At 49.6% G+C, this 22,530-nt stretch carries 16 protein-coding genes and 4 tRNA genes; 14 read left to right on the forward strand and 6 right to left on the reverse strand.

Annotation, left to right across the window (positions count from 1 at the left end; all coding sequences use genetic code 11):
* Window positions 1–59: 59 nt before the first annotated feature.
* The 5 genes from MPB2EB_RS01025 to MPB2EB_RS01045 all read right to left on the reverse strand — a co-directional run bounded on the left by MPB2EB_RS01025 (window position 60) and on the right by MPB2EB_RS01045 (window position 6,061).
* On the reverse strand, window positions 60–1,286 hold the full coding sequence (locus MPB2EB_RS01025; protein WP_185182041.1) for a type II secretion system F family protein: 1,227 nt from the start codon (window positions 1,284–1,286) through the stop codon (window positions 60–62).
* A 10-nt stretch (window positions 1,287–1,296) separates the two neighbouring features.
* Window positions 1,297–2,592 (reverse strand): GspE/PulE family protein, encoded by a 1,296-nt coding sequence (locus MPB2EB_RS01030; RefSeq protein WP_185182042.1) that lies wholly within the window; start codon window positions 2,590–2,592, stop codon window positions 1,297–1,299.
* Between the two features lie 194 nt (window positions 2,593–2,786).
* Window positions 2,787–4,079, reverse strand: coding sequence for an HlyC/CorC family transporter (locus MPB2EB_RS01035; protein ID WP_185182043.1), 1,293 nt, complete (start codon window positions 4,077–4,079; stop codon window positions 2,787–2,789).
* Window positions 4,080–4,189: 110 nt separating this feature from the next.
* A complete protein-coding gene (locus MPB2EB_RS01040; RefSeq protein WP_370576621.1) occupies window positions 4,190–5,179 on the reverse strand; it encodes a polyprenyl synthetase family protein in 990 nt (329 codons plus the stop codon).
* Between the two features lie 72 nt (window positions 5,180–5,251).
* A complete protein-coding gene (locus MPB2EB_RS01045; protein WP_198422338.1) occupies window positions 5,252–6,061 on the reverse strand; it encodes a cytochrome c oxidase assembly protein in 810 nt (269 codons plus the stop codon).
* A gap of 101 nt (window positions 6,062–6,162) precedes the next feature.
* On the opposite strand from MPB2EB_RS01045, the gene MPB2EB_RS01050 reads away from it, so the two are divergent.
* From MPB2EB_RS01050 to MPB2EB_RS01115, 14 genes are all read left to right on the forward strand, one after another.
* Window positions 6,163–6,248: transfer RNA gene (locus MPB2EB_RS01050), tRNA-Tyr, on the forward strand.
* Window positions 6,249–6,275: 27 nt separating this feature from the next.
* Window positions 6,276–6,349 (forward strand) — tRNA-Gly (locus MPB2EB_RS01055).
* Between the two features lie 19 nt (window positions 6,350–6,368).
* A tRNA-Thr gene (locus tag MPB2EB_RS01060) sits at window positions 6,369–6,443 on the forward strand.
* Window positions 6,444–6,520: 77 nt separating this feature from the next.
* Window positions 6,521–7,711, forward strand: coding sequence for an elongation factor Tu (gene tuf / locus MPB2EB_RS01065; RefSeq protein ID WP_185182044.1), 1,191 nt, complete (start codon window positions 6,521–6,523; stop codon window positions 7,709–7,711).
* An 85-nt stretch (window positions 7,712–7,796) separates the two neighbouring features.
* Window positions 7,797–7,872: transfer RNA gene (locus MPB2EB_RS01070), tRNA-Trp, on the forward strand.
* A gap of 89 nt (window positions 7,873–7,961) precedes the next feature.
* Window positions 7,962–8,342, forward strand: coding sequence for a preprotein translocase subunit SecE (gene secE / locus MPB2EB_RS01075; protein WP_185182045.1), 381 nt, complete (start codon window positions 7,962–7,964; stop codon window positions 8,340–8,342).
* 3 nt (window positions 8,343–8,345) lie between these two features.
* Window positions 8,346–8,906: a transcription termination/antitermination protein NusG gene (gene nusG, locus MPB2EB_RS01080; RefSeq protein WP_185182046.1), complete on the forward strand. Its 561-nt coding sequence runs from the start codon at window positions 8,346–8,348 to the stop codon at window positions 8,904–8,906.
* A gap of 199 nt (window positions 8,907–9,105) precedes the next feature.
* On the forward strand, window positions 9,106–9,537 hold the full coding sequence (rplK, locus tag MPB2EB_RS01085; RefSeq protein WP_026922081.1) for a 50S ribosomal protein L11: 432 nt from the start codon (window positions 9,106–9,108) through the stop codon (window positions 9,535–9,537).
* Window positions 9,538–10,233, forward strand: a complete 696-nt coding sequence (rplA, locus tag MPB2EB_RS01090) for a 50S ribosomal protein L1 (RefSeq protein WP_185182047.1) — start codon at window positions 9,538–9,540, stop codon at window positions 10,231–10,233.
* Window positions 10,234–10,535: 302 nt separating this feature from the next.
* Window positions 10,536–11,045, forward strand: coding sequence for a 50S ribosomal protein L10 (gene rplJ / locus MPB2EB_RS01095; RefSeq protein WP_185182608.1), 510 nt, complete (start codon window positions 10,536–10,538; stop codon window positions 11,043–11,045).
* A gap of 51 nt (window positions 11,046–11,096) precedes the next feature.
* Window positions 11,097–11,468: a 50S ribosomal protein L7/L12 gene (gene rplL / locus MPB2EB_RS01100; protein WP_185182048.1), complete on the forward strand. Its 372-nt coding sequence runs from the start codon at window positions 11,097–11,099 to the stop codon at window positions 11,466–11,468.
* Window positions 11,469–11,763: 295 nt separating this feature from the next.
* Entirely contained in the window at window positions 11,764–15,972 is a 4,209-nt protein-coding gene (gene rpoB, locus MPB2EB_RS01105) for a DNA-directed RNA polymerase subunit beta (RefSeq protein ID WP_185182049.1), read from the forward strand.
* 21 nt (window positions 15,973–15,993) lie between these two features.
* Complete coding sequence (gene rpoC / locus MPB2EB_RS01110) at window positions 15,994–20,208, forward strand: DNA-directed RNA polymerase subunit beta' (RefSeq protein WP_185182050.1); 4,215 nt, start codon at window positions 15,994–15,996, stop codon at window positions 20,206–20,208.
* A 466-nt stretch (window positions 20,209–20,674) separates the two neighbouring features.
* The gene (locus MPB2EB_RS01115; protein WP_185182051.1) at window positions 20,675–21,757 is read left to right on the forward strand and encodes a group II intron maturase-specific domain-containing protein; all 1,083 of its coding nucleotides are present in this window, start codon (window positions 20,675–20,677) and stop codon (window positions 21,755–21,757) included.
* Window positions 21,758–21,931: 174 nt separating this feature from the next.
* Here MPB2EB_RS01115 and MPB2EB_RS01120 read toward each other — a convergent pair whose 3' ends face one another.
* Entirely contained in the window at window positions 21,932–22,327 is a 396-nt protein-coding gene (locus tag MPB2EB_RS01120) for a hypothetical protein (RefSeq protein WP_232534453.1), read from the reverse strand.
* Window positions 22,328–22,530 lie beyond the last annotated feature (203 nt).

A 22,530-nucleotide genomic window follows, 5' to 3' on the forward strand; every position in this document is an offset into this window, starting at 1 on the left:
AAAGACATTTGAAAAAGCTGCGCAAGATATTAAGCCATGAAGTTTACGTTAGATTGTCCTTAGATAATATTGCCGAGTTGAATAATGGGCAGATACATGGCGACCACCAGGCCGCCAATCAAGAGACCCAGTACGATGATAATAAGCGGCTCAGCGCTATTTGCTAAGAGGGTAATGCGCATATCGACTTGCTGTTCATTAAGCATGGCAAGGTCGTTAAGCATGGTGTCAAGGGAGCCGGATTCTTCGGCAATGGCAATCGGTTGCAAGACCGTTGGCGGAAAGCAGCCGGTGGCGCGCATTGCCTGGGCCAGGCGTTCGCCGCGTTGCACGCGCTGTAAAATAGTGCATGTCGCCTGATCGAAGACTGCATTATTCGTGATTCTTGTCATACTATTGAATGCTTCGGCTAGGGGCGTTCCAGCTTTTAATAGAGTTCCGAGGGCGTGGGTCCAGCGTGCTATGGCGAGTTGCCGTAGCAGCGGGCCAATGATGGGTAACGTTAATCGTAAATGGTCATAGGCGGTGCGTAGCACTGTTGAGCGGCGTAAGCCGAGGGCGGCTATAAAGATTCCGCTGCCAATCAAAAAAGTGACCGGAGCAATACCATGCGCAATTGCGCTTGAAAGAGATAAAACAATCCGGGTTGGGGTAGGAAGTGGGGCGCCAAAACTCTCGAAGATTTGTTGAAAAGTTGGCACGACCCAAATCATTAAGGCGGTTGTAATCAGTAAAGATAATATCAAGACACCGCTTGGGTAGCTGAGCGCGGCGCGCAATTTCGCTTGTTGCGCAGCGGCTTGCTCGCGGTGCTCGGCAAGTTGTGCAAGCAAGGGGGCGAGGGCGCTTGAGGTCTCGCCAATCGCCACTAATTGACAATACATTGGACCAAATTGCGGGTAATCAGCCAGTGCTGTTGATAAATATTGGCCTTGGGCAACAGCACGCGCCAGCGCATGTGTGACCCGACTTAAGGGTGCGCGTGGATGGCTAGCGGCCATCACCTCTAAGGTGGCTAAAAGCGGCAAGCCTGCTTGTAAAAGACTAGCGAGTTGCCGTGAGAAAGTGGTTATATCTGTTGGGCGCAGCGCAGCAGGTTTAGCACGTCCCTGGTGTATGATTTTAATTGGGATAATTTTTTGTTGCTTGAGCGCTGCGCGCGCAGTGCTCATTTCAGTGGCGATTAATACGCCACTTTTAAGGCAACCCGTCGGGTTGATCCCTTGCCATTTAAAGCGGAATTCTTGCGTCTTATGATCTGTCGTCGGCGGACCTGATTGGGGCATGAATTTTATTTTAGAAAGTCGCTGCACTCGCATCGGTTACGGCTAAAACTTCTTCAAGACTGGTGGTGCCAGCGTGAACCTGTTCTAGACCCGCTTCGCGTAAGGTTTTAACGCCGTCGCGCTGCGCTTGTTGGGCAATCGCATCTGCGCTGCCTTGGGCGAGGATAAGTGTGCGGATAGCGGCCGTAACCGGCATAACTTGATAGATGCCGATGCGGCCACGATAACCTGTGTTATGACATGCCGCGCAGCCAACGGCTCGATAAGCTTGCCAAGCTTGCGTTAGGGTTGCCTTGTCAAAGCCCGCTCTATATAACATTGCATCAGTAGTTGTATTGCGGGAAATGGGAGCGCGGCAGGCTAAGCAAAGTTTTCTGATGAGCCTTTGCGCGATAATTAAGCGTATAGCGCACGCCAAGTTGAAAGGCGCAATGCCAATATCAAGCAAGCGCGCGAGTGTGGCTGGAGCATTATTCGTATGCAGCGTAGAAAAGACAAGGTGGCCAGTTTGTGCGGCTTGTAGCGCAACGCTAGCAGTTTCAGCATCGCGAATTTCTCCAACCATAATGACATCAGGATCTTGTCGTAAAAAAGCGCGCAGCGCGACAGCAAAAGTGAGGCCGGTTTTTTCGCGCACGCTGACCTGATTAATGCCGACTAATTGTATTTCTACCGGGTCTTCGACGGAGCAGATATTCAGTGATTCTCGATTTAAGCGTTGTAAAAAACAATAGAGCGATAAAGTTTTACCGCTTCCAGTTGGGCCAGTCACCAATACCATGCCATGCGGGGCGTGAATTGCGGCTTCAAGTTTAGCCTGTTGTTCGGGGTTAAAGCCAAGGCTAGTGAAAGTTAGCGCTGCTGGAAGTGTATCCAGTCGCCGCAAGACGAGTTTTTCGCCCCATAAAGTGGGTAGCGTATTCACCCGGAATTCTTCAAATTTTTCTGCTGTGACGTGTAGTTTGAGGCGCCCGTCTTGAGGGATGCGGCGCTCGGCGATATCGAGATGAGCGAGTACTTTCACGCAACAGATAAGCGGGTCTCTTAGATAGGGTGGGGGCCGCATGGTTTCATGCAGTACGCCATCGATGCGGAGTCGAATGCGCCAATCATGCTCGTTTGATTCAATATGTATATCAGAGGCGAGCCGGGTGGAGGCTGCGCGCAAAATTTCGCGCAATAAGCGCACGGCCGGAGCATTATTCTCTGCTTCAGATGAAAGTGAGCCTGGTGCTGTAGTTGCTGAGTTCCAAGGTGGATTTATATCTGTTGTTTGCAGCAGAATTTGGCCTGGATGAGCGGTCATGGCGAAAAAAAGTCAGCGCTGGGTCGTGGCGCTGTTTTGAATTAAAGAATTCATCTTCGCTCACGCCGCTCACAGTTGCAATTCAGCCATTTGGTTAATTCTTACTAGAGCATTATTTTTATAGTTATGCGGCTAGTTGGCGTGTGCAAGACGGTTTTGTTAGTTTGCCTGAAATGAGCCTCTCACTTTTTAAATCAGAGATTCATTTCATTTGCGCTATCTTGTGGGGGGCGGAATAATTTGATGGTTTTAACCGTTTGATGATCAATTTGCATGACTTCCATGCGACAGCCGTTGATTTGCAAACTCACATCTCCATCGGGGATTTCGCGTAGTACTTCAAGGATTAGACCATTTAGCGTTTTGGGCCCTTGTACCGGTAACTGTAGATTAAGCAAGCGGTTTAGCTCGCGCAATGGCATACTGCCGGCGACGATGCATTCGCCTTTCGCATTCCAGTCCGTGCAGGTACCACTCGTGCGTGGCATGGTCGTGGTGAATTCGCCAATTAACTCCTCAATAATGTCTTCCGGCGTTACCAACCCTAACATTTCGCCATATTCATTGACGATGAGGCACATTCTTTGTTGGTTTTCTTGGAAATATTGGAGTTGCTGAAAGACTGGCGTGCCGCTAGGCACGAAGTAAGGCTCATTGAGTAATTCGCGGAGGGTTTCATGCTTGAGGGTGTGGCCATGCCTAGCAGCCAATGCTTTGCGTACTTGCAGCACCCCGAGGATGCGATCAGTATCGCCTTGATAAACCGGTAATTTATTGTGATAACAAGTATCGAGCTGCTGGAGCAACATCTCAAGCGGCGCCTCAAGATCAAGCGCTTCGATGCGTGTACGTGGCACCATCACGTCATCGACTGTGAGGTTTTCAAGATCAAATAGGTTCAGCAATATGCTACGGTGTTTATGAGGTATAAAATGAGCCGATTCAAGTACGATGGTGCGCAATTCGTCTATCGACAGACGATGTTCTTTGGCCTTGCGGGTATCGAGACGTAAGATGCGAAGTAGTGCTGAAACAAATAAATTAACAAACCAGACCAGCGGGCGGGTGATGCGCATTAAGGGGCTCAGCGCCAAGCTCGCGGGTAATGCAATTTTTTCGGGCCAAGCGGCGCCAATGATTTTGGGCGTAATTTCGCTAAATACGATGATGAGAAACGCAACCCCACCCGTGGTAATCGATAAAGCTAAATTGTTGGTGCCAAAAGTGCGTAATGCAATCGCGGTAGTGAGCACCGGAATGAGGGTGTTAATCAGGTTATTGCCAATTAGAATAACGCTTAATAATTTTTCCGTGTGCTTCAATAACCGATGCGTGGTGCGCGCGCCGAACACACCTTTCTTAATCAGATGCTTAAGCCGGTGGCGATTAAGCGCCAGCATAGAGGCTTCGGAGATCGAAAAAAAGCCAGATAGCAGCAGCAGGAAAGCAATTAAACTAAGCTGCGCCCATAAAGGAAATGATTCCACTTGGAATAAGTTTAAATAGAGTTGAAAATTCTACTAGATTTTTAATTAGACTAACTATAGCAGAATTGGCAAGACAAGCGCGAATTATAGAGAAACCTAGCTAAATAGGGTTAAGCTCGGCGCACTGTTGAATAGGCGCATAACGCTAGCAAACTATCTTTATAGATAGAGCTTGGCAACGAGTGTAATGCTTTGGCTGCTGCGTTGGCTTCGCGTTCAGCGCAAGCTAAAGCGTAGTCGAGTGCGCCTGAGGTCTGCATGGCGGCGAGAATCGGCGCCGCGTGATCGGTGCCGCCTTGCTCAATGGCGGCGCGGGCCAAGGCTTTTTGCTCGGCGGTTCCATGCTCAATCAGGTAAATGAGGGGTAGAGTGGGTTTGCCTTCAGATAAATCGCAGCCGGCATTTTTGCCCATTGAGCCAACATAACCCGCATAATCGAGCCAATCATCCATAAGTTGGAAGGCCGTCCCGATGCGCTGACCAAATTCAATGGCGGCGGCTTCAAGCGGTGCAGGAGCTTGCGCCAAGATTGCGCCAAGCTGCGCCGAGGCTTCAAAGAGTTTTGCGGTTTTATAGCAAATCACTTGCATATAGCGGGTCTCGTCGACTTTGGCGTCATGCATATTCAATAATTGCAGCACTTCTCCTTCTGCGATGACATTTGTCGCATGTGACAAAATCTGCATTACGCGTGAGTCGTCAACCTCTACCATCATTTGGAAGGCGCGCGAATATAAGAAATCCCCAACTAATACGCTTGCGGCATTGCCAAACAGCGCGTTCGCGGTTTTTCTGCCGCGCCGCAAATCGGATTCGTCCACCACATCATCATGTAAAAGAGTCGCGGTATGGATAAATTCAATGATTGCCGCGAGTTTGTGACAGGGTTCGCCATGCGCGCCTAGCGCGTTCGCTACAAGCAGTAAAAGCGCGGGCCGCAGTCGTTTGCCGCCAGCGTTAATTAAATGTTCGGCAATCTGGTTGATGAGCACGACTTCAGAAGCCAGGTGCTGTCGAATCACATGATTGAGCTGTTGCATATCGCTGGCGATTGGCGCGAGGATGCTTGAGCTATTTAAAGAGGGGGCGGTGGTAGTCAACGCAGGCAAAAAAAATAGAGAATGCAGAATTATAAAACGAATGTGAACAACTGCGGATTATAAAGGCCAATCTTAATGTGGGCGGTTTTTTTGTGACAATCGAGTCCAGTGCCGTAAAGCCAGCAGGCCGCCAATACCTTCTAAAAATGAGGCGGGCACCCACATAATTAACCCTCCAATACTCTGATCCGTTAAGGCCGGCAAGCCAAAGGCGCGGCCGCACAGATCAAAAATTGGATATAGGTCACGTTGAGTAAAAGCAATAATGGCCCCGGCGAGAATTTGCGGAGTCATCGTCAAAAGCGGCGACAAAACGCGCAAGCCTGCTCCTAAGCGCGCGGGCGGTGCTGGCCGATGGTCCAATAAAAGCCACCAATATAGAAGGCCAGTGACCGCGACGGACCAATTCATGAATAAATACAGGCGCCAGTTAATCATCGATATAAACTGCACGGATGGAATTAACCAGACGAGTACCGAGGCGACAAAAAGCAATGAAATTAGGGTTGGCTGCAAGCAGATATTGGCCAGCGCGCGTGCCCAGGGTTGTTGAGCCACAGCGCGTAAACGGGTACGCCATAGTATGGGTAAGCCAGCGCGCAGTGCGCCGCCCGGATAAGCCGCCATGACTAATAATGGTGCCAGATGATGTAATACGAGGTGTTGCAGCCGGTGCGCGAAAAATTCATGCTCCGCATAGTAATCCACGCGCGTATGCAGGGCGATATAAAATAGAACTAAACCGAACCAAAATGCGCTTTGCCGAACCATGCTCACGCGTGCGCGCTGCGCGCCGCGTAAGTAGAGCGCGCTCGTGATGACAAAAATCGCAACCAGAAATGCAGATGGCTCCCATGGAGTCAGAAAATGTAGCAATGACACGGGTATAAATATAAGGGTAAAAACGAGTGCGGCTACAGTATTTTTTAGTATACAACAGTTGACAATGCGAAGGCTCTACTTGATAATGCCCAATTCTCCGTGGAGGGGTGCCCGAGTGGCTAAAGGGGGCAGACTGTAAATCTGTTGGCTTACGCCTACATTGGTTCGAATCCAATCTCCTCCACCAGGTTAGTTATTGAGTCTGCTGAATTAGGCGGGTGTAGCTCAATGGTAGAGCAGAAGCCTTCCAAGCTTAAAACGAGGGTTCGATTCCCTTCACCCGCTCCAAGTTAGCTGGGCTCAGCGAGCCCATGTGGCTCAGTGGTAGAGCACTCCCTTGGTAAGGGAGAGGTCGGCAGTTCGATCCTGCCCATGGGCACCAGTCGATTTTAGTAATTGTTTTTTTGATACGATTTGCGCGCGGCGCAATGAATGGAAATCCTATTTAGGAGTTAAGGAATGGCCAAAAGTAAGTTTGAACGAAGCAAGCCGCACGTTAACGTAGGAACGATCGGTCACGTGGATCATGGTAAAACGACTTTGACAGCGGCAATCACCACTGTATTGTCAATCATCTACGGTGGTGAGAAAAAAGATTATGATCAGATTGATGCTGCGCCAGAAGAAAAGGCTCGCGGTATCACGATCAATACAGCACACGTTGAGTATGAGACGAAAGAGCGTCATTATGCGCACGTTGATTGCCCAGGGCACGCGGATTATGTGAAAAACATGATCACGGGCGCGGCGCAAATGGATGGTGCGATTCTCGTATGCTCAGCTGCTGATGGCCCAATGCCACAGACACGCGAGCATATTCTTCTCGCGCGTCAAGTTGGGGTGCCTTACATCATTGTGTTTTTAAATAAATGCGATATGGTTGACGATCCAGAGTTGCTGGAATTGGTCGAAATGGAAGTGCGTGATTTGCTCACCAAATATGAATTTCCTGGGGACGATACGCCAATTATCAAAGGATCGGCGAAGCTGGCTCTTGAAGGGGATGAAGGCGAATTAGGTAAGCAAGCTATTTTGCAATTGGCCGAAGCGTTGGATACTTATATTCCAACTCCTAAGCGTGCGATTGATGAGCCCTTTTTGATGCCAATCGAAGATGTGTTCTCGATCTCCGGACGCGGTACCGTGGTCACTGGCCGGGTTGAGCGTGGCGTAGTTAAGGTTGGCGAAGAGCTTGAAATTGTTGGTATTAGAGACACCGCAAAAACGATTTGCACGGGTGTTGAAATGTTCCGCAAATTGTTGGATCAAGGTCAGGCTGGCGACAACGTCGGAATTTTGTTGCGCGGTACAGCACGTGAAGATGTCGAACGTGGTCAAGTATTAGCTAAACCAAAGACGATTACGCCGCATACGGAATTTACGGCTGAAATTTATGTGCTGAGCAAAGATGAAGGTGGGCGTCATACGCCATTCTTCAGCAATTACCGGCCTCAGTTTTATTTCCGTACGACAGACGTAACGGGTTCAATTTCATTGCCAGAAGGCAAAGAAATGGTGATGCCCGGCGACAATGTAACCATTACAGTGAAATTGATTGATCCAATCGCAATGGAAGAAGGACTGCGGTTTGCGATTCGTGAAGGCGGCCGTACTGTCGGTGCTGGTGTCGTAAGCACAATCATAAAATAGTGATAAACTAAGCGGGTATTTTGCCGCGAGGTTTGCGGGGCTTAGGCTGAGTTACTTAACTAGCCAAGCCTCGGATTTTCTGTTTAGGGGTATAGCTCAACTGGCAGAGCGTCGGTCTCCAAAACCGAAGGTTGGGGGTTCGATTCCCTCTGCCCCTGCCAATTTGAGATAATGCAAAAAATAAGCAGATCCAAATTACTGCTTGATTATTTTTTGATGATCTCATGGTTTATTTACTTTTCTGGCTGTGATGGCAAATCCTTCCGTTGATAACGTCAATCCGGCGCAGAGCAAATGGATGCTTGCGTTAGCAGTATTGTTGGCGGTCGCCGGAGGCGCCGCTTTTTATTTCTACGGCAATCAGCCATGGTATATCCGTGGCGCGTTGTTGTTAAGTGGCCTAGGTATGGGCAGCGTGGTTGCGCTGTTTTCATCAGCTGGCAAAAATTTTATCGGCTTCACAAAAGAAGCCTGGCGTGAAATTAGAAAGGTGGTCTGGCCAACACGTAAAGAGGCTGGGCAGACTACGCTCATTGTGTTTGTTTTTGTATTGCTGATGGCTGTCTATCTGTGGGTTGGCGACAAAATAATTGAATGGGCGGTTTTTTCGCTGATTTTGGGCTGGAAATAATATATGAGTGATACCGCGGTATCTTCTGCCGGCAGTAAACGTTGGTATGTCGTGCACGCCTATTCCGGGATGGAAAAGAGCGTGCAGCGCGCATTGCAAGAACGTATTGACCGGGCTGGCATGCAAGACAAATTCGGCCGGATTCTCGTTCCGACTGAAGAGGTCATTGAAATTCGCGCTGGCCAGAAAACTGTCACGGAACGGCGTTTCTTTCCGGGCTATGTGTTGGTTGAAATGGACATGACCGATGAAACTTGGCATCTCGTCAAAAATACGGCGAAGGTGACGGGTTTTGTGGGGGGCGTGCGTAATCGCCCAAGCCCGATTTCACAGCTTGAAGTTGACAAAATCATGTCTCAAATGCAAGAAGGTGTTGAAAAGCCTCGGCCTAAGACACTTTTTGAGGCGGGCGAGCTAGTGCGGATCAAAGAGGGTCCGTTCACCGATTTCAATGGCAGTATTGACGAGGTCAACTACGAGAAATCTCGTCTGCGGGTGTCGGTCACCATTTTTGGGCGGGCCACGCCGGTTGAGCTTGAATTTGGACAGGTTGAGAAGCTGTAATGGTTTTTGCGTACAGTCCGCGTAATGACTGAAGAGGAGCATGGAAGAGTGGCGCAAAATTAGCCTCTATCTGAAGTGCGTTATGACTCATCGAACGCTTAGCGTTCGGCTTAAGAGGTTGCAAACTTGATGATGCGGCAGCGAAGTGGCTGAGCGTATTGCAACGGTAGCAATTTTTAAGTTTAACTGAGGTGTTAAAATGGCCAAAAAAATCATCGGCTTTATTAAGTTACAAATTCCTGCCGGGAAAGCGAATCCCTCGCCTCCTGTTGGCCCAGCTTTGGGTCAACGCGGCTTAAATATCATGGAGTTTTGCAAAGCGTTTAACGCGCAAACGCAAGGCATGGAGCCAGGTTTGCCAGTGCCGGTGGTGATCACCGCGTTTGCTGACAAAAGCTTCACGTTTGTTCTAAAAACCCCCCCCGCGACTGTATTAATCAAAAAAGCCGCTAAAGTGGATAAAGGCTCGCCGAAGCCACATACAGATAAAGTGGGTCAAATTACGTTGGCTCAAGCGGAAGAGATTGCTAAGGCTAAAATGCCAGATCTCACCGCCGCTGATTTAGCTGCTGCAGTGAGAAGTATTGCCGGCAGCGCTCGGTCAATGGGCATAACGGTGGAGGGTCTATAAATGGCAAAGCTTTCAAAACGTTTACGTGCATTAGAGGGCAAAGTCGATCGGTCAAAACTCTATCCAGTCGATGAAGCGCTTAATCTAGTCAAAACCTGCGCTACCGCTAAATTTGATGAATCTATCGATATTGCGGTTCGATTAGGTATCGATGCGAAAAAATCCGATCAAGTTGTGCGCGGCTCCGTGGTATTGCCCGCAGGCACCGGTAAAGTAACCCGCGTTGCGGTTTTCGCTCAAGGTGAGAAAGCCGAGCAAGCACGTGCTGCTGGGGCTGATATTGTGGGCATGGAAGATCTTGCTGAGCAAATTAAGGCCGGCAACTTGAATTTCGATGTCGTGATTGCCTCGCCAGATACGATGCGTATTGTTGGCGCGCTAGGAACCATATTGGGTCCGCGTGGCTTGATGCCAAACCCGAAAGTTGGCACCGTAACGCCTGATGTTGCAACCGCAGTTAAAAATGCGAAAGCCGGGCAGATCCAATTCCGTGTTGATAAAGCCGGTTTGATTCATGCAACGATTGGCCGCGCTTCATTTGAAGCGTCAGCTTTGCGCACCAATTTGCTGGCTTTAATTGAAGCCTTGCAAAAAGCTAAGCCAGCCACGAGTAAAGGGGTTTACCTACGTAAGATTGCCGTATCAAGCACGATGGGCGCTGGCGTGCGGGTCGATCAAAATACGTTAGCTGCTTAAGCGTTAGGGCAAAATTTTCTCAGGTGATGCACTGTATATGGAATGATTCAGTACAGAGCATTATCCTGTTTTCAGACTTTGGGCAGTGCGGTACGGCAAGGATTGCGTGTCGCGCTGGTTATCAAAGACCGTTGGTGGGTACGTTGTAGTTAAACAAATCCTTAATTTTTAGCCAACGCAGATGGCGACCCCGAAAAAGTTTCTTAGCATTGAAACCGGTGGCGTTAACGCCTAACCTCGGACGCCGATTTAACGTGGTGCGCAATATTGCAGATATTGTGCATTCAATTTGGAGTTTAACCGTGCCACTCAATAGAGAAGATAAGCAAGCAGTCGTAGCTGAGGTCGCGGCGAAAGTTGCGCAAGCTCAGACGATGGTCTTAGCTGAATATCGTGGAATTACGGTGGGTGATCTCACTCGGTTAAGGGCGAAAGCGCGTGAGCAACAGGTGTATCTGCGTGTTTTAAAAAATACGTTGGTGCGCCGCGCTGTTGCAGATACGCCATTTGCCTTGTTAACTGAGCAGATGACAGGTCCGTTAATTTACGGTATTTCTGAGGATGCTATTGCTGCTGCAAAGGTTTTGCATAACTTTGCTAAAAGCAACGATAAGCTGGTGATTCGCTCGGGCGTTTATGAAGGTAAGGTGATGGATCAGGCGGCAGTGCAAGCGCTAGCCAACATCCCAAGCCGCGAAGAGCTACTTGCTAAGCTGTTAGGGGTCATGCAAGCGCCGCTTTCCGGCTTTGCACGCGCCTTGGCTGCATTAAGCGAGAAAAAACAAAGCGAAGCTCAAGGCGAACCGGCCTAAGTCGGGCTGTATAAGCAGCCAAAGCTGATTTCAATTTAGGAGTATTTTAAAATGGCAATAGTAAAAGAAGACATTCTTGAAGCCGTTGGCGCAATGTCTGTTTTAGAGTTAAATGAGCTGGTTAAGGCATTTGAAGAGAAGTTTGGCGTATCTGCTGCAGCCTTGTCGGTTGCTGGCCCAGCTGGCGGCGCGGCGGCGGCGGCAGAAGAGCAAACTGAATTTACAGTCACGCTGACTGAAACGGGTGCAAGTAAAGTTTCCGTCATTAAAGCGGTGCGTGAAATCACTGGTTTAGGCTTGAAAGAAGCTAAAGACTTGGTCGATGCAGCACCTAAGCCTGTGAAAGAAAGCGTGCCTAAAGCAGAAGCTGAAAAAATTAAGCAGAAACTTGAAGAAGCTGGTGCTAAAGCTGAAATTAAGTAATCATAATCTTTTCAGCTTTAGCGGAAAAGATTGTTAAGTAGTGATATAAAGGCTGGCGGTTGATTCCGCCGGCCTTTTTGTCCGTGGTGAGGATTTTTAAGAAATTAAATGAAAGTAACGTGGGTCAGTTTAAACACGGTATTTTTCTTTAATTTTTAAAGCTAAAAATTGCGTTTAAAATAAGTTTGGTCGGGCAGCGGGTGAATCCGCCGTCGTCAGCTAGCGGTTGGTAGTGGCCAATCACCAAGCGATTATTTCGTCATTTGTTAGCTGTCTTGAGGGCGGATCGTATCGTATGCAATATTCTTTCACGGAAAAAAAGCGCATTCGTAAAAGTTTTGCGAAGCGCTTAAATGTTCACCAAGTCCCATTCTTATTAGCGACTCAACTTGAGTCTTTTAGCGACTTTTTGCAAGCGGATAGCGTGCCTGGGAAGACGCGCAAACTGGAGGCGTTGCAAGCGGATAGCGACGCGGATAGCGCGCCTAGGAAGAAGCGCAAACTTGAAGAGTTGCCGGCGGATAGCGCGCTTGGAAAGCGCAAGCCTGAGGGGTTGCAAGCGGCATTTATGTCGGTTTTTCCAATCGTCTCGCATAATGGTTTCGCACGTCTTGAATTCGTTAACTATAGTTTGTCGCCACCTGCTTTTGATGTTAAAGAGTGCCAACAACGTGGCTTGACTTTCTGCTCAGCATTGCGCGCTAAAGTGCGTTTGGTGTTGCTAGACAAAGATTCGCCAAGTAAGCCAGTCATCAAAGAGGTGAAAGAGCAAGAAGTGTATATGGGCGAAATGCCGCTGATGACACCGACGGGCTCTTTTGTGATCAATGGCACAGAACGCGTTATTGTGTCCCAGTTGCATCGTTCGCCAGGCGTTTTCTTCGAGCATGATAAAGGCAAGACGCATAGCTCCGGTAAATTACTTTTTTCTGCACGGATTATCCCGTATCGCGGCTCATGGCTAGATTTTGAATTTGATCCAAAAGATTCTTTATATTTCCGTGTAGACCGCCGCCGCAAAATGCCGGTGACGATTCTTCTCAAAGCGATTGGTTTAAATGCCGAGGAAATCCTCGCGCATTTCTTTATGTTTGACCAATTCAAATTGATGAACGAAGGCGCGCTGATTAAATTTGTTCCTGAACGGTTGCGCGGGGAAGTCGCACGCTTTGACATTCTTGATAAAAATGGCAAGGTCATTGTGCAAAAAGATAAGCGGGTTAATGCAAAGCATATCCGTGATCTTGAGAGCGCAAAGACTGAAACGATCTCCGTGCCGGAAGATTATCTACTGGGTCGGGTGCTTGCGAAAGCTGTCGTGGATACGCAAACTGGCGAAGTATTGGCCGAAGCTAATGAAGAAATCACCGATGCGCTGCTAGCGAAATTACGCGAAGCTGAAATCAAAGAAATTCAAACGTTATACACGAATGATTTAGATCAAGGTCCGTATATTTCTCAGACGCTTCGCATTGATGAAACAGCAGATAAAACGGCAGCGCGCATTGCTATTTACCGCATGATGCGTCCGGGCGAGCCGCCTACCGAAGAAGCTGTTGAAGCGCTATTTACCCGGCTTTTCTTCAGCGAAGATACTTACGATCTATCGAAAGTAGGTCGTATGAAGTTTAATCGTCGAGTGGGTAGTGAAGAGATCACTGGCGCTATGACGCTTGATAACGACGATATTCTCGCCACGATTAAAATTCTTGTTGAGTTGCGTAATGGTAAAGGTGAGGTTGATGATATTGATCACCTTGGCAATCGCCGTGTACGTTGTGTCGGTGAACTTGCAGAGAATCAATTCCGTATGGGTTTAGTACGAGTTGAGCGCGCGGTTAAAGAAAGATTGGGACAGGCAGAAAGTGAAAATCTGATGCCGCATGATTTGATTAACTCGAAGCCTATTTCATCGGCCATTCGAGAGTTTTTTGGATCCTCACAGCTGTCGCAGTTTATGGATCAAACGAATCCATTGTCTGAAATCACGCACAAACGCCGTGTCTCAGCGTTGGGGCCAGGTGGTTTGACGCGTGAGCGAGCAGGGTTTGAAGTGCGCGATGTGCATCCAACGCATTATGGCCGTGTATGCCCGATCGAAACGCCGGAAGGCCCGAACATTGGTCTGATTAATTCGCTGTCGCTGTATGCTCACCTGAATGAATATGGTTTCCTGGAAACGCCTTATCGTAAGGTAGATGCAGGTAAAGTGACGAACAAAATCGACTATCTATCGGCGATTGAAGAAGGTCGTTATGTGATTGCGCAAGCGAATGCCGCGGTGTCTGACGATGGCACGCTGACCGATGAGCTAGTGTCTGCGCGTGAAGCGGGCGAGACCTTGATGGTTACCCCGGAGCGTGTGCAATATATGGATGTTGCGCCTTCTCAGATTGTCTCTGTGGCGGCTTCGTTAATTCCATTTCTTGAGCACGATGATGCGAATCGCGCGTTAATGGGATCGAATATGCAACGGCAGGCGGTGCCTTGCTTGCGCCCTGAAAAAGCGTTAGTGGGCACGGGTGTAGAGCGTACGGTAGCCGTGGATTCTGGCACAACTGTGCAAGCGTTTCGTGGTGGGGTAGTGGATTACGTCGATGCCGCTCGGATTGTAATTCGGGTCAATGATGACGAAGCTGTCTCAGGTGATACCGGGGTTGATATTTATAATCTCATTAAATACACCCGTTCTAACCAAAATACGAATATCAATCAGCGCCCGATTGTGAAGGTTGGAGATCGGATTGTGCGCGGGGATGTGCTGGCTGACGGCGCTTCAACGGATATTGGCGAGCTTGCGCTAGGGCAGAATATGCTGGTTGCGTTTATGCCCTGGAATGGTTACAACTTTGAAGATTCGATTTTGATTTCTGAGAAAGTTGTCGTGGATGATCGCTATACCTCAATTCATATCGAAGAGTTGAATGTCGTGGCGCGTGACACCAAATTAGGTTCAGAAGAAATCACGTGTGACATTTCGAACTTAGCTGAAACCCAGTTGGGTCGATTGGATGATTCAGGGATTATTTATATTGGCGCTGAAGTTGAAGCGGGCGATGTATTAGTCGGTAAAGTCACGCCAAAGGGTGAAACTCAGCTAACGCCAGAAGAAAAATTGCTGCGCGCAATTTTTGGTGAAAAAGCTTCTGATGTGAAAGATACGTCGCTGCGTGTACCCTCAGGGATGAGCGGTACAGTGATTGATGTACAAGTATTTACGCGGGAAGGCATTGAGCGCGACAAGCGCGCGCAACAAATTATTGACGATGAGCTTAAACGCTATCGCCTTGATTTGAATGACCAATTGCGCATTGTTGAAGGGGATGCGTTTCAGCGGTTAGAAAAAATGCTAGTAGGTCGGGTCGTCAATGGGGGGCCTAAAAAGCTCGCCAAAGGCGCGAAAATCACAGCCGACTATTTAGCCGATCTGGACCACTACCACTGGTTTGATTTGCGTTTAGCGGACGAAGACGCGGCGGCACAGCTTGAGGCGATTAAAGAGTCAATTGCGCAAAAACGCCATCAGTTTGATCTGGCCTTTGAAGAAAAGCGCAAAAAGCTAACCCAGGGTGATGAATTGCCGCCAGGCGTTCTGAAAATGGTTAAAGTCTACCTGGCGGTTAAGCGTCGCTTGCAGTCGGGTGACAAAATGGCGGGTCGCCACGGTAACAAAGGCGTGGTTTCAAAAATTGTACCGGTTGAGGATATGCCATATATGGCCGATGGCACCCCAGCTGATATTGTATTGAATCCATTGGGTGTGCCATCGCGGATGAACGTTGGGCAGATTCTTGAAACCCATCTTGGCTGGGCTGCGAAAGGGTTAGGGCATCGCATCGGCGATATGTTGCGCGCGCAAACCAAAGTAGCTGAGCTGCGCGGGTTCTTGCATACCATCTACAATGAGAGTGGTCGGCGGGAAGCGTTAGAGGACCTGAGCGATAAAGAGGTGTTAGAACTGGCCTCTAATCTGAAAGAAGGCGTGCCCTTTGCCACTTCTGTTTTCGATGGCGCCAGTGAAGACGAAATTGCTCGGGCGCTTGAATTGGCTTGGCCAGATCCTATCGCAGAGCAATTGGGCATGACTCAGTCAAAGAATCAGGTCACGTTATATGACGGGCGCACAGGTGATGCGTTTGATCGCCCAGTCACCGTAGGCTATATGCATATGCTGAAATTGCATCATCTGGTCGATGACAAGATGCATGCTCGCTCAACCGGTCCTTACTCACTTGTTACGCAACAGCCGTTGGGCGGTAAAGCCCAGTTTGGTGGCCAGCGTTTTGGTGAGATGGAGGTGTGGGCGCTCGAGGCCTACGGCGCAGCCTATGTGTTACAGGAAATGTTGACCGTAAAATCAGACGATGTAACTGGCCGCACTAAGATTTATGAAAACCTGGTTAAGGGCGAACATGTGATTGATGCAGGCATGCCTGAATCTTTTAACGTGCTAGTGAAAGAAATTCGCTCGCTCGGGATTGACATTGACCTTGACCGGAATTAAGCCGACTTACGGAGAAAAGCCATGAAAGCTTTGCTCGATCTATTCAAGCAAGTTCAGCAAAATGAAGTATTTGATGCAATTAAGATTGGTCTAGCCTCGCCAGACAAAATCCGTTCTTGGTCGTTTGGTGAAGTCAAAAAACCTGAAACGATCAACTATCGCACCTTTAAGCCGGAACGCGATGGTTTGTTCTGCGCTAAGATTTTTGGGCCGATCAAAGATTATGAGTGCTTGTGCGGTAAATATAAGCGTCTTAAACACCGCGGCGTAATTTGCGAGAAATGCGGGGTTGAAGTCACGTTGACCAAAGTGCGTCGTGAGCGTATGGCGCATATTGAGCTTGCCTCGCCGGTTGCGCATATTTGGTTCTTAAAATCACTACCGTCGCGGTTGGGCATGGTGCTCGATATGACCTTACGTGATATTGAGCGTGTGCTTTATTTTGAAGCCTATGTGGTGATTGAAGCTGGTATGACCCCGTTAAAGCGGGGCCAGATCATGACTGAGGAAGACTATTACAGCAAAGTCGAAGAATACGGCGATGAGTTTCGTGCTGAAATGGGCGCGGAAGGTGTGCGCGAGTTATTGCGCTCAATCGATATTGATGCCCAAGCTGAAACCTTGCGGAGTGAATTAAAAGTCACTGGCTCAGAGGCGAAATTAAAGAAATTTTCTAAGCGCTTGAAAGTATTAGAAGCTTTTCAGCGTTCTGGGATTAAGCCTGAATGGATGATCTTCGAAGTTTTGCCAGTGTTACCTCCCGAGTTGCGGCCATTAGTGCCGCTCGATGGCGGCCGCTTTGCGACTTCAGATTTGAATGATTTGTACCGTCGCGTGATTAACCGCAACAATCGGTTAAAACGCTTGCTTGAACTCAAAGCGCCTGAAATTATCGTGCGCAATGAAAAACGCATGTTGCAAGAGGCGGTCGATTCACTGCTTGACAATGGTCGCCGCGGTAAAGCGATGACCGGCGCCAATAAACGCCCCCTGAAATCGGTGGCGGATATGCTCAAGGGTAAAGGCGGACGTTTCCGTCAGAACTTATTGGGTAAGCGCGTCGATTACTCTGGCCGCTCGGTGATTGTGGTGGGGCCTACCCTCAAACTGCATCAATGTGGTTTGCCAAAATTGATGGCGCTCGAGTTATTCAAACCTTTCATCTTTCATAAACTTGAAGTGATGGGGATTGCGACCACAATTAAGGCCGCTAAAAAAGAAGTTGAGAGCCAAACGCCCGTGGTTTGGGATATTCTCGAAGAAGTGATTCGTGAACATCCAGTGATGTTAAACCGTGCGCCAACGCTGCATCGTCTTGGGATTCAGGCATTCGAGCCGGTCTTGATTGAAGGTAAAGCGATCCAGCTGCATCCACTGGTATGCGCGGCATTTAATGCTGACTTCGATGGTGACCAAATGGCGGTGCATGTGCCGCTTTCGCTCGAAGCGCAGCTTGAAGCGCGGACGTTAATGTTGGCCTCAAATAACATCTTATTCCCGGCCAACGGTGAACCCTCGATTGTGCCTTCGCAAGATATTGTGCTCGGCCTTTATTATGCGACGCGTGAGCGTATCAATGGCAAAGGCGAAGGTATGATCTTCTCTAATGTCAGCGAAGCGGTTCGTGCTTATGAGAACCACCAGGTCGAATTGAGTGCGCGCGTTCAGGTGCGGATCGCCGAACAGTTACCTAAACCCAATACGCCAGTTGGCTCACGAGAGTTCGAGCCCAAGTTGACGCTCTATAGAACTACGGTGGGTCGAGCTATCTTGTCGGAAATTCTGCCAGCCGGCTTATCATTTTCAGTCATGAATAAGCCTCTCAAAAAGAGAGAAATCTCGCGTTTGATCAATATGGCATTTTGTCGCTGTGGGTTACGGGAAACTGTAATCTTCGCCGATCAATTGATGCAGCAGGGTTTCAAACTTGCGACGCGGGCGGGGATTTCCATTTGCGTCGATGACATGTTGGTACCGCCGCAAAAAGAAAAGATCGTTAACGATTCGGCGCAAAAAGTCAAAGAATATGACCGACAATATATGTCTGGTCTAGTGACTGCGCAAGAACGCTATAACAACGTTGTAGATATCTGGTCTGCTACTTCAGAAGCGGTAGGCAAGGCGATGATGGAACAGCTTTCCACTGAAGATGTGATTGATCGAGAAGGCAAAACCGTCAAGCAAGAGTCGTTCAATTCGATTTATATGATGGCGGATTCTGGGGCACGGGGTTCGGCTGTGCAAATTCGCCAGCTGGCGGGGATGCGCGGTTTGATGGCGAAACCAGATGGCTCGATCATCGAGACGCCGATTACGGCGAATTTCCGTGAAGGGCTGAATGTGTTGCAGTACTTCATTTCAACCCACGGCGCGCGTAAAGGTCTAGCGGATACTGCGTTGAAGACGGCGAATTCAGGGTATCTGACGCGTCGCCTGGTCGATGTGACGCAAGATCTGGTGGTGGTTGAAGATGACTGCGGAACGGTCAACGGTGTCGCAATGAAGGCGCTGGTCGAAGGCGGGGAAGTTGTAGAGGCGCTACGTGACCGGATTCTTGGGCGTGTAACGATTGCCGATGTAGTGAATTCAGAAACCCAAGAAACCGTTTATGAAAACGGCACTCTGCTGGATGAAATGGCGGTTGAAGAAATTGAGCGTTTGGGGATTGATGAAGTTCGGGTGCGTACCCCGCTTAATTGCGAAACCCGCTATGGTTTATGTGCGCGCTGCTATGGCCGCGACTTGGGTCGTGGCGTCTTGGTAAACGTTGGTGAGGCCGTTGGTGTGATTGCGGCGCAGTCGATTGGTGAACCAGGCACGCAGCTCACGATGCGGACTTTCCATATTGGGGGCGCGGCATCGCGTGCGGCAGTTGCTTCAAGCATAGAAGCTAAATCGAATGGTATCGTGCGTTTCACCGCAGCAATGCGCTACGTGATGAACGCAAAAGGTGAGGCGATTGCTATTTCACGTTCAGGCGAAGTGATCATTACGGATGATCATGGTCGTGAGCGTGAGCGTCATAAAGTGCCTTACGGCGCTACGTTGTTGCAAACGGATGGGGCGCAGATCAAAGCTGGCGCGCAATTGGCGCTATGGGATCCACTCACGCGCCCGATCATCGCTGAATATGGCGGTACGGCGAGATTTGAAAACGTCGAAGAGGGCGTGACGGTTGCACGCCAGATTGATGATGTAACGGGTTTATCGACGCTGGTTGTAATCGATCCAAAGCGGCGTGGTTCACAAGCCTCTAAGAGCGTGCGTCCGCAAGTCAAATTGCTGGATGCACAAGGCGCCGAAGTCAAAATCCCAGGAACTGACCATGCGGTAATGATTGGTTTCCAAGTGGGCGCTTTGATTACGGTTAAAGATGGGCAAGCGGTGCAAGTGGGTGAGGTGTTAGCGCGGATCCCAACCGAATCGCAGAAAACTCGAGATATTACTGGGGGTCTGCCGCGTGTAGCTGAATTGTTTGAAGCGCGTTCGCCGAAAGATGCCGGTGTTTTGGCGGAAGTGACGGGTACGGTTTCCTTCGGTAAAGACACTAAAGGTAAGCAGCGTCTAGTGATTACCGACCTGGATGGCAATCAAAACGAATTCCTGATTCCGAAAGATAAACAGGTATTGGTGCATGATGGCCAAGTTGTAAATAAAGGCGAGATGATTGTCGACGGTCCAGCTGACCCTCATGATATTTTGCGTTTACAGGGTGTTGAAGCGCTAGCAGGCTACATCGTTGATGAAGTGCAAGATGTGTATCGTCTACAGGGCGTGAAGATCAACGACAAGCATATTGAAGTGATCGTGCGCCAGATGTTGCGTCGAGTGCACATTACGGATGCTGGCGAGACACGCTTTATTCCAGGCGAACAGGTTGAGCGCTCCGATATGCTGAACGAAAATGATCAGATGGAAGCCGACGATAAGCGCCCTGCGAGTTACGATAATATCTTACTGGGTATTACGAAAGCATCGTTGTCGACGGATTCTTTCATCTCGGCTGCGTCGTTCCAAGAAACAACCCGCGTCCTAACCGAAGCGGCCATCATGGGCAAACGCGACGACCTGAGTGGTCTGAAAGAAAACGTGATTATCGGCCGTTTAATCCCGGCCGGTACAGGTCTGGCTTTTCATAAGGCACGTAAAAATAAAGAAGCCTCTGATCGCAAACGATTCGACCAAATAGCTGAGGCTGAATCTGAAGCATTTGGGTTTGGGCCACCGGTTGTTTAATATCTAATACACATTAAAGTGTATATAAACGGCCCCGTACTATCTATGCGGGGCCGTTTTTTTTAGGTGCGCCCAGCATGGGCGCAATCTTGGAGGTGTAAGTCCTCCCGTAAGTTGATCACAGCGAACGAAGCAAAGCGCAACTGCGTGAGGGCGACCAAACGTGGGGAGGAAGCGTGTAGCGAAGCCGTGAGCCGATGGACAAGAACCGGATAGAAGGCGGTGCCGATCAGGGCAAGCGGGCCTAAAACCGCGAAGCTCTTGTGGTCAAGGGTCAGGCATCGTAAATCCGGCGGTTGTGCGGCGAAGGATTGCGTTCTTACCTGGGGAGATCTCGCCTCACGCCTGAAATGGCGACGGTGTCGAGCCGGAGCGAGAAGTCAGCAGAGGCCGTATTAGTCACAAGATATGCCGGTGAGGCTGAGGCTAGTGACGAAGGGTCAAACGAGAAGGAGTGTTCAGCGTTATGTCGATACAGCAGGCAATGTGTCAGATGCCCGTGCAAACGGGGCGAGCGGGAATAGCGCGTGGTGAAGCTACGTGTGTACTCGGGAGCGACGAAGCTTGCTGTCCGCGGCATGAATCCGGGAACACAGGGTCGGCGCTGCTGGAAGCGGCGTTGACGAGAGAGAACCTGAAGCAAGCGTTTAAGCGGATACGGTCCAACAAAGGGGCTGCTGGTGTGGACGGTCGGGACGTAGATCAGACCGCCCGCCATTTGGCGACAGCGTGGCCGGTGATCCGCGAGCAATTGTTAAAGGGGACGTACCGGCCCAGTCCGGTACGGCGGGTATCGATCCCGAAACCGGATGGAGGTGAGCGCGAGCTTGGCATACCGACGGTGACGGATCGGCTGATCCAGCAAAGGCATCAAGGCACTCCGCAAGGCGGGCCGCTATCGCCGCTGCTGGCCAACGTGCTGCTCGACGAAGTGGATCGGGAATTGGAAAAGCGGGGCCATTGCTTCGCGCGCTATGCTGACGATGCGAATGTGTATGTTCGTAGTCGCCGCGCAGGCGAGCGGGTAATGGCGCTGCTGCGACGCTTGTACGGTCGACTGCACTTGAAGATCAATGAGACCAAAAGTGCAGTGGCGAGTGTGTTTGGTCGCAAGTTCCTGGGCTACAGCTTGTGGGTGGCGCCCGGCAGAGTAGTGAAGCGCAAGGTGGCGGCTAAACCGCTGCAGGCGTTCAAGCACCGCATTCGTGCACTGACCCGTCGTTCCGGCGGGCGTAGCATGAAAGACGTAGTGGAACGGCTACGGCCTTATATATTGGGATGGAAGGCGTACTTCCGGTTGGCGCAAACGCCCGGTGTGTGGTTGAAACTGGACGAGTGGGTACGTCACTGGCTGCGCGCCATCCAGCTTAAACAGTGGCGCCGTGGTCCAACCATCTACCGGGAACTGCGCGCGTTGGGCGCGTCCGCTGAGACAGCGCGACAAGTGGCGGCGAATAACCGCTGCTGGTGGCGCAATAGCGACCGCGCCATCAAACTGGTGCTGACCATTGCCTACTCCGACCAGCTCGGCGTGCCTCGACTCTCATAACCTCAACTTCTCGAACCGCCCGGTGCGGACCCGCATGCCGGGTGGTGTGGCAGGGGTGCAGCCTTAGTGCTGCCTCCTATGCCGATTATGTTTACCAGAGGTGCGAGCTTGAAGTCGAGGTATCGACACATAGTCGACCGACCAGAGAGTAGGGCATAGGGTAAATTGGATGATCTAAGCGGGCAATTTGGTCGCAAAGAAAGTCAATGCGCCTACCACCAATCCCGTTTGTGCAATTGCTAAGCCAATAATCCATTTGAGAAGATCAAATTTCATATTAGCGGATTTGATATCCATGTCTTTACGTAAATCGCTTATTTCATGGCGGAGTTCTTCTTTGGCTAGACGTAGATCTTCTTTGGTTGATAATTCTTGCGCATAGAGTGCAAGAATTTCAGCTAAAGCTTCTGCCGCAGCCTCGGCATGAGCGTTTGACACCCCCGCATTTTTTAAGGCGTTAGCAAAGCGTAACGTATTGAATAATGCCATTACCATCTTAACTTTCTCCAGACCGTTCCAATCTAACATGGCTGTTATGTCATTCTCAATGAATGTAGAAATTAACGCCATCAATTATCTTTATTGGATGAAATATAAACCAATCTTAAAAGATGCGCAAGGGTTTGTATGCTTAGATTGCTGAGTGAGAAATCGAGTGTACAAACAAGCCTGAAGAGCGCCAATTGATAAGCTAGAAGTTACCGCTGTTGGTTTAATATTTCAATATAACGAAAGTCATAAAGCGTATTTCAGCCATTGCTTTTATAATCTAT

The organism is Mycoavidus sp. B2-EB (assembly GCF_014218255.1).
In the GTDB taxonomy this organism is placed as follows: domain Bacteria; phylum Pseudomonadota; class Gammaproteobacteria; order Burkholderiales; family Burkholderiaceae; genus Mycoavidus.